Origin of the sequence: Zoogloea sp. (assembly GCF_028693495.1) — a bacterium.
Classification (GTDB): Bacteria; Pseudomonadota; Gammaproteobacteria; order Burkholderiales; family Rhodocyclaceae; genus Zoogloea.
The window spans coordinates 1-5458 of the sequence record NZ_JAQUVG010000147.1 but is presented as its reverse complement, the minus strand read 5'-3'; the positions used below and the strand labels follow the sequence as shown (position 1 = coordinate 5458).

The 5458-nt window shown below is 64.8% G+C and carries 6 protein-coding genes; all 6 read right to left on the bottom strand.

Annotated features, from left to right (window positions below; translation table 11 throughout):
* A partial coding sequence (locus tag PHD22_RS16170; protein WP_299869237.1) for an L-threonylcarbamoyladenylate synthase occupies window positions 1-915 on the bottom strand: 915 nt, incomplete at its 3' end.
* 14 nt (window positions 916-929) lie between these two features.
* Window positions 930-2084, bottom strand: coding sequence for a 5-(carboxyamino)imidazole ribonucleotide synthase (locus PHD22_RS16165; protein ID WP_299869235.1), 1155 nt, complete (start codon window positions 2082-2084; stop codon window positions 930-932).
* 26 nt (window positions 2085-2110) lie between these two features.
* The gene (purE, locus tag PHD22_RS16160; protein ID WP_299869232.1) at window positions 2111-2608 is read right to left on the bottom strand and encodes a 5-(carboxyamino)imidazole ribonucleotide mutase; all 498 of its coding nucleotides are present in this window, start codon (window positions 2606-2608) and stop codon (window positions 2111-2113) included.
* 5 nt (window positions 2609-2613) lie between these two features.
* On the bottom strand, window positions 2614-3471 hold the full coding sequence (folD, locus tag PHD22_RS16155) for a bifunctional methylenetetrahydrofolate dehydrogenase/methenyltetrahydrofolate cyclohydrolase FolD (RefSeq protein WP_299869229.1): 858 nt from the start codon (window positions 3469-3471) through the stop codon (window positions 2614-2616).
* A gap of 82 nt (window positions 3472-3553) precedes the next feature.
* Window positions 3554-4189, bottom strand: coding sequence for a response regulator transcription factor (locus tag PHD22_RS16150; RefSeq protein WP_299869226.1), 636 nt, complete (start codon window positions 4187-4189; stop codon window positions 3554-3556).
* Window positions 4164-5458 (bottom strand): PAS domain-containing sensor histidine kinase (locus PHD22_RS16145; RefSeq protein WP_299869223.1); only part of this gene is annotated, 1295 nt, incomplete at its 5' end. The genes PHD22_RS16145 and PHD22_RS16150, both read right to left, overlap by 26 nt.

Genomic DNA, 5458 nt, shown 5'->3' with positions numbered 1-5458 from the left:
CCATTCTGCTCCAGCAGCAGGGGCTTCAACCAGGATGCGGCGCGCGGAAGATGCATCCAGCGAGCGCAGCCTGGCGTAGAGATCATGACCATAACCGGCCGGATCGGCGGGCGCCTGCTCCCAGAGCACACCGTCAGGCAGGTGGGGAGGTGCCGGACAGCGGGCCAGCACGGCGTCACCCACTTCAAGACGGGAGGCAATGGCCTCATAAGGGAGCAGCATCAGGGGGGTGCGCGGCGCGTAATGGGCAGCCAGGGCTCCGGACACCCGGGGCGCATCATCGGGGCGATCTGACGACACCTCACCCCGCAGGCGGGGACGACGGCCGATCACCCGGGCGATGTCTTCCACGCCAATGGCACCCGGACGAAGGATCACCGGCACCCCCCGGGACAGATCGAGTATGGTGGACTCGAGCCCCACCTGACAAGCCCCACCCTCGAGAATCAGGGCCACCCGATCACCCAGTTCCTGGCGCACGTGCTCGGCGGTGGTCGGGCTGATCCGCCCGAAACGATTCGCCGAAGGGGCCGCAATTCCGCCACCAAAGGCCCTGAGCAGGGCCAGGGCAACCGGGTGATTCGGCACCCGCAACCCCACGGTGTCCTGCCCCCCCGTCACCAGGTCCGGCACGCCCTCCTCTTTCTTGAGGATCAGGGTCAGGGGCCCCGGCCAGAAAGCCCTCGCCAGCGCAATGGCCTCCCGGGGAATCTCCCGCGCCCAGTCGATCAGCTGGGCGGCATCGGCCAGGTGAACAATCAGCGGATGGTCGGAGGGACGCCCCTTGGCGCTAAAGATTTTCGCCACGGCGGCAGGATTGAGGGCATCCGCCCCAAGACCATAGACGGTCTCGGTGGGCAGGGCCACCAGCGCCCCCTGGCGCAACAGCCCGACCGCCTGCTCGATATCGTCCATCGCCAGCCAGGCCTTTACTCGTCGCGGATGCCGATGGCCGCCCGGGCCGCCAGGGCCCTGGCAAGCACATCGGCAGGATCGTCACCCACCACCGTGAAATGCCCCATCTTGCGGCCATGACGGGCGTGATGCTTAGCGTAGAGATGCAGACGCAGGCCAGGTACGCCATGAAGCACGGACCAGTCCGGCTCCTGGTAGCGGCCATGAGCATCCCCCCCCTCGAACCACAGCTCGCCAAGGAGGTTTACCATCACCGACGCGCTGTGCTGGCGCGGCTCACCCAACGGCAGGCCGCACAGGGCACGCACCTGCTGTTCGTACTGGCTGACGGTGCAGGCATCCAGGGTATGGTGACCACTGTTGTGGGGGCGCGGCGCCATTTCATTGACCACCAGCTGGCCGCGGCTGACGAAGAACTCGACAGCCAGGGTACCGATGAAGCCCAGACGCTCGGCGATCCGCTCGGCGTACTCCTGAGCCGCGTCCTGCTGGCAGGCAGACGCCCGGGCCGGCGCAATCGAAACGTCGAGAATACCGTGGGTGTGGCGGTTTTCGACGGTGGGGAAGCAGCGGGTCGTGCCGTTTTCATCGCGGGCCAGCACCACCGATACTTCGTAGTCGAGGCTGAGCATCTGCTCCAGCACACAGGGCTCACCCTTGAACTGGTGGAAGGCGTGGAGGGCCTCTGCGGCGCTGGCCACCCGGGCCTGGCCCTTGCCATCGTAACCAAAGCGGGCCACCTTCAGGATGGCCGGATAGAGCCCGGCATCGGCAGCGGCAATGTCGGCATCCGACTGGATGACCGCAAAGGCACCATGAGGCAGGCCGTTGTCGCGCAGGAAAGTCTTTTCGGCGATGCGGTTCTGGCAGACCGCCACAGCCGCAGCGCCGGGGCGCACCGGAATGAATTTGGCCAGGTACTCCAGGGTCGCCGCCGGTACATTCTCGAATTCGGTGGTCACCGCGGCGCACCCTTCGGCCAGCATGTCCAGTGCCTCGAAATCCTCGTAGGCTGCCTGCAGGTGGCGGTCGGCAATCAGTCCGGCGGGGCTGTGGGGATCCGGGTCAAGAACCCAGACCTTGTAGCCCATCTCATGGGCCGCAGCGACAAAGAAGCGGCCGAGCTGGCCACCGCCGAGCATGCCAAGGGTGGCGGGCGGGAGAATCATTGGGTCAATCCTGGGAAAACGGTGGGTCAGACCGGATCGAGTGTCATCGCCAGCACAGCGGCAGTCTGCCCGGCACGGAAGGCGTCGAGTTTTTCGGCCAGGGCCCCATCGGTGGCAGCCAGCAGGGCCACGGCAAACAGGCCCGCGTTGGCGGCGCCGGCTTCGCCGATGGCGAAGGTGGCCACCGGGATCCCCTTGGGCATCTGGACGATGGAAAGCAGGGAATCCTTGCCCGACAAGGCCTTGGACTGGACCGGCACGCCCAGCACCGGCACGGTGGTCTTGGCGGCGACCATGCCCGGCAGATGGGCGGCGCCGCCGGCACCCGCGATGATGGCACGCAGTCCGCGCTCACGAGCCTGCTCCGCATACTCGAACATCAGGTCTGGAGTGCGGTGGGCCGAGACCACCCGGGCCTCGAACGGCACGTCAAAATCCTTGAGGACCTTGGCCGCAGCCTGCAGGGTGGGCCAGTCGGAATTGGAGCCCATGACGATGCCGATGACGGGTTTCTGTTCGCTCATTATGTTCAGGCCTTGCGGGCAGCACGGGAGGCAGACTCGACAGTGTTGGCGAGCAGCATGGTGATGGTCATGGGGCCGACGCCCCCCGGAACCGGGGTGATGGCGCCGGCGACGTCCTTCGCGGAGTCAAAATCCACGTCCCCGCACAGCTTGCCGTCGGGGAGCCGGTTGATACCCACATCGATGACGACCGCCCCGGGCCGGAGCATGTCACCGGTAACGAACTTCGGTTTGCCGATGGCGGCAACCAGGATGTCAGCGCGGCGGGTGTGAAAATTCAGGTCACGGGTACCCGAGTGGCACACCGTCACGGTGGCCCCGGCAGCCGTGAGCAGCATTGCCATCGGCTTGCCGACAATGTTGGAGCGGCCAATCACCACGGCCTCCGCTCCGCGCAAGGGGACCTCGATGCTCTTGAGCATTTCCATCACGCCATTCGGCGTACAGGGAACGAAGGCTTCCTGCCCCTGGGACAAACGCCCCACGTTCTCGGCATGAAAACCATCCACATCCTTCTCGACGGAAATGGCTTCGAGCACCAGCTTCTCGTCAAAGTGCTTCGGCAGGGGCAACTGCACCAGGATTCCGTGCACCGCCGGATCGGCATTGAGCTCGGCAATCCTGGCCAGCACGTCCGCCTGGGCGGCATCGTCGGCATACTCGAACCGGAGGGACCGGATGCCGGCCTTCTCGCACCCCGCCACCTTGTTGCGGACATACACTGCCGAGGCAGGATCTCCCCCGATCAGAATCACCGCCAGACAGGGCTGAGTGCCCCTGGCGGTCAGTTCAGCCGCCTTCGCAGCGAGTTCTCCGCGCAGTTTTGCAGAAAGCGCATTGCCATCGATGATGCGAGCCGTCATGGTTCCGACCTTCAAGAAAAACCCGGGAGTATACCATCGCTTGACCAAGCCGCTCAGACCCCCCTTGCCATGCCCGTGCAACTCAGGCGCGCGGCGAAGCCTCAATGGCCATCACCTGCTGCACCAGCTCGGCCAGGGACTGGGCCGACATCTTTTCCATCACCCGCGCCCGATGGACCTCCACGGTCTTGATGCTGATACCCAGGACGTCGGCAATCTGCTTGTTCAGCTTGCCGGCGATAATCAGATCAAGCACCTCCCTCTCCCGCTGGGTGAGCTGATCCAGCCGACGGGCCACTTCGGCGTCCTGACGGCGACGGACGCGACTCTCCCGCTCGGTGACCAGGCACTGGGTGACCAGTTTGAGCAATTCGGTATCGTTGAAAGGCTTCTCGATGAAATCCACGGCCCCCTTCTTCAGCGCCGCCACGGCCATCGGAACATCACCGTGACCGGTGATGAAGATGATCGGTAACGTGGAATACAGGGCCCGGAGACGCTCGTGGAGTTCCAGCCCGCTCATGCCCGGCATGCGCACATCGAGCAGCAGGCAACCATTGAACTCGGGCCGCCAGGCCTTCAGGAAATCCTCCGCCGAAGCGAAGGATGCCACCTGAAAGCCCTGGGACTCCAGCAGCCAGACCAGGGAATCCCGCAGGGGCTCATCGTCGTCGACCACATAAATGCTCTGTTCAGGCAGGGGGGCTTGCAGCTTCAAGGGCGCTCTCCAGGGGCAGGGTAAAACGGAAGATACATCCTCCGAGGGGGTTGGGGTCCACCCATAGGCGGCCTTCGTGGAACTCCACGATGGTCCGGCAGATGTTGAGCCCCATGCCCATGCCCTCGGCCTTGGTGGTGTAAAAGGCCGAGAAAAGCTTTTCCCGGGCATCCTCCGACAGACCATGCCCCCGATCGGCAATCGACACCTCCACCTGGGCATGCTCCACGCGCCGGGCAGAAACGGTCAGGATGCGTTCCTCTGCGGGGGTCTCGGCCATGGACTCGATACCGTTCTTGACCAGATTGAGGACCACCTGCTCGATCATCACCGTGTCGGCAAACACCAGCGGCAAGTCGGCCGGCAGCTGGCTCATGATGGAGGCACCCAGGCGACGGGCGTCAACCTCCACGAAGCCGATGGCATCCTCGACAATGCTTGCCAGGGCCACCCCATGGCGACGTGGCTCGCTCTTCTTCACGAACTCCCGTACCCGGCGGATGATCTTGCCGGCCCGCTCCGCCTGAGCGCTGGCCTTCTGCATCGCGGTGAGAAGATCTTCCTGACGGTAGCTGCCCGACTGGAGACGGTTCACACACCCCATGGAATAATTGGCAATGGCCGCCAGGGGCTGGTTGAGCTCGTGGGCCAGGGTGGATGCCATCTCCCCCATGGTGATCAGGCGCGAAGTGCGCTGCAGGCGCTCCTGCTGAATGCGGTTTTCCTCATCCACCCGCTTGCGGTCGGTGATGTCGGTGGCGATGGCCATGCGCACCACCCGTCCATCCACCCAGCGGGTGGCGCGCTCCCGGATGTGATACCAGCGCCCGGACAGCATGTGCTGGAGCTCACCATCATAAAGCTCGCGGGGAACCTGCTCCGGCGACAGGCGCCGGGGGTCCACGTCGTACCACAGGGTGTCCGGCGGCGTGGGCAAGCCGTAGGAGCCCACCCGCTGCCCCACGGTATCAAAACCGTAAATGCTCTTGAAGGCCCGGTTGGCAAACAGGATTTCGTCATTGGCCGCATCGGCCACATACACAGCCGCATCCAGTCCATCCAGAACCGCCACAAAACGCTCGTGGGCCGCTTCAAGCTCGGCGCGCACCCTCTTGGGCTCGGTGATGTCGGTAATGGAAGCCATCCAGCCGGTCTGCCGTCCTTCCCCATCAATCAGGGGCGACAGGTAGAAACGGGCAGCCAGGAGCTGGCCATCCTTGCGGCAGATGCGCATCTCGAACCCGGTAGCCGGCGCATTGCCGGCCAGGG

Coding starts and splice junctions, on each gene's coding strand:
- PHD22_RS16165 (WP_299869235.1), bottom strand. CDS start 2,084: ATGATTCTCCCGCCCGCCACCCTTGGCATGCTCGGCGGTGGCCAGCTC.
- purE (WP_299869232.1), bottom strand. CDS start 2,608: ATGAGCGAACAGAAACCCGTCATCGGCATCGTCATGGGCTCCAATTCC.
- folD (WP_299869229.1), bottom strand. CDS start 3,471: ATGACGGCTCGCATCATCGATGGCAATGCGCTTTCTGCAAAACTGCGC.